A 710-nucleotide genomic window follows, 5' to 3' on the forward strand; every position below is an offset into this window, starting at 1 on the left:
GAGCCCATCGACTCGACGACGTCGAGCTTGGCTTTGAAGCGCATCCCGTCGCCGCTGATCGCGGCGTCCTCGAAGTGCTCGGGCCGGATCCCGGCGATCACCTCGCGGCCCTTGGCGTCCACGCCGGCGGGGATCGGGGCGTCGCCGAACGGCAGCCGTAGCTTGCCGTCCTCCAGCCGGGCGGGCACGAAGTTCATCGCCGGCGAGCCGATGAACCCCGCGACGAACAGGTTCTCCGGCCGTTCGTAGAGCGTCTTGGGCGTGTCCACCTGCTGGATCACGCCCGCGCGCATCACCGCGACGCGGTCACCGAGCGTCATCGCCTCGGTCTGGTCGTGCGTGACGTAGAGCATGGTCGTGCCCAACTGGTGCTGGATGCGCGCCACCTGGGTGCGCATCTGCACGCGCAGCTTGGCGTCCAGGTTCGACAGCGGCTCGTCCATCAGGAACGCCGCCGGGTCGCGCACGATCGCGCGGCCCATCGCCACGCGCTGGCGCTGGCCACCGGACAGGTTCGCCGGCTTGCGGTCCAGATGGTCCTGCAACTCCAGGATCTCGGCCGCCTCCCGCACCTTGCGGTCGATCTCGCCCTTGCCGACCTTCGACAGCTTGAGCGCGAACCCCATGTTCTCGCGCACCGTCATGTGCGGATACAGCGCGTAGTTCTGAAAGACCATCGCGATGTCGCGATCCCGCGGCGCCAACTCGTT

General features: G+C 68.5%; 1 protein-coding gene. It reads right to left on the minus strand.

Going from position 1 to position 710, the window contains the following annotated elements; all coding sequences use genetic code 11:
* Positions 1 to 710 (minus strand): ABC transporter ATP-binding protein (locus tag OJ962_RS34220; protein ID WP_202958900.1); only part of this gene is annotated, 710 nt, incomplete at both ends.

Origin of the sequence: Solirubrobacter deserti, assembly GCF_027587175.1 — a bacterium.
Classification (GTDB): Bacteria; Actinomycetota; Thermoleophilia; order Solirubrobacterales; family Solirubrobacteraceae; genus Solirubrobacter; species Solirubrobacter deserti.